The organism is Enterobacter sp. CGMCC 5087, assembly GCF_003144775.1.
Lineage (GTDB): Bacteria > Pseudomonadota > Gammaproteobacteria > Enterobacterales > Enterobacteriaceae > Enterobacter > Enterobacter cloacae_M.
In genome coordinates, this window is the sequence record NZ_QFXN01000136.1 from 1 (window position 1) to 1,033 (window position 1,033).

Here is a 1,033-nt window from a genome sequence, read left to right on the forward strand (position 1 = left end):
CCATGGCTACAAAGTGGTGACCGATATCACCACCGGCAAATACCGTGAGGTGCAACCATGAAGCTGTCCCTGACGGTGGAAGCCAGTGCCATCAACGTACTGGCCCTGAATGCGGGCCGGATCGCCGTGGATATTGACGGGATTGAACTGGCTGCGCTGATTGATGTGGTCAGTGACAACGGGTATTCCCTTCGCGTTGCTGACGAACCCGGGAAGCTGATTGTTGAAGATCCTCTGCCACGCGCCGCCCGTCTGAACGGGATCCAGTGTAGCACCGCCCATATCACCTGTGAGGATAACGCTATTCTCGACCTGGTAACCCTTCAACGTCATGACGGCGGCGACTGCGACTGGATACTGTATACCGGCTACGGATTTATTCTCAGGCTGAATGCCCGTTTACATCCCGTGTGGGGTTATCAAAAGCCTGTCGTCGTCTGGTCGTTACGCTTATGCGTCGTTATTCCGCCGACATCATCCATTTTGATGCTTCAGGTGAAGTGCTGCCTGGCTTTGCCGCCTTTGACTGGTAGCCTTCTATTGCCACAAGGTTTTTACATGCCGGAATTAAGCACCGAAGCGGCGCTCAACATTCTGATTGACTGGCTGCAGGACAACATCGATTGTGGGAACGAGCTCGTCTTCGGCAACGACGAAGATGGGACGGATTCGGCAGCGCTGTTGCCGTGGATTGAAAAGGCGCTTCAGGAGGTTCGCGTTCTCCGCCATCTTCAGCTTTTGCAACAGGCCAGAATTGATTAGCCAACGAACCGTACTCGTCACACGCATATAAGCGCCAGCCTTCACTGGCCGGCGTTTCCTGGCAATGTCGCTGCGACAGCTCCACCTGGTGCCGGGTATAACGATTGGGTGGCGTCGTCTGCTGCGGTGAAGGATCCGCAAGAACCACAGGTTAACTTTGCTCCTTCGAAACAGCGGGGGAGATATACATTTTACGAACCAGCTTCAGAAGGAAAAAAGCATCACTAAGACTGCTTATACCGGATAGTAGCTGGCGAAAGGCTATCCGCGA

Annotated in this window: 1 protein-coding gene and 1 pseudogene; both read left to right on the plus strand. The window is 54.0% G+C overall.

Features of this window, described 5'->3' with window-relative positions; translation table 11 throughout:
• The first annotated feature begins 57 nt into the window (after positions 1-57).
• Positions 58-533, plus strand: a pseudogene (locus DEO48_RS12735) (DUF5983 family protein).
• 25 nt (positions 534-558) lie between these two features.
• Positions 559-762, plus strand: coding sequence for a DUF957 domain-containing protein (locus DEO48_RS12740; protein WP_109845373.1), 204 nt, complete (start codon positions 559-561; stop codon positions 760-762).
• Positions 763-1,033 lie beyond the last annotated feature (271 nt).

What these genes read in the sequence shown, in the direction of transcription:
- DEO48_RS12740 (WP_109845373.1), top strand. Translation starts at nt 559, where the DNA reads ATGCCGGAATTAAGCACCGAAGCGGCGCTCAACATTCTGATTGACTGG.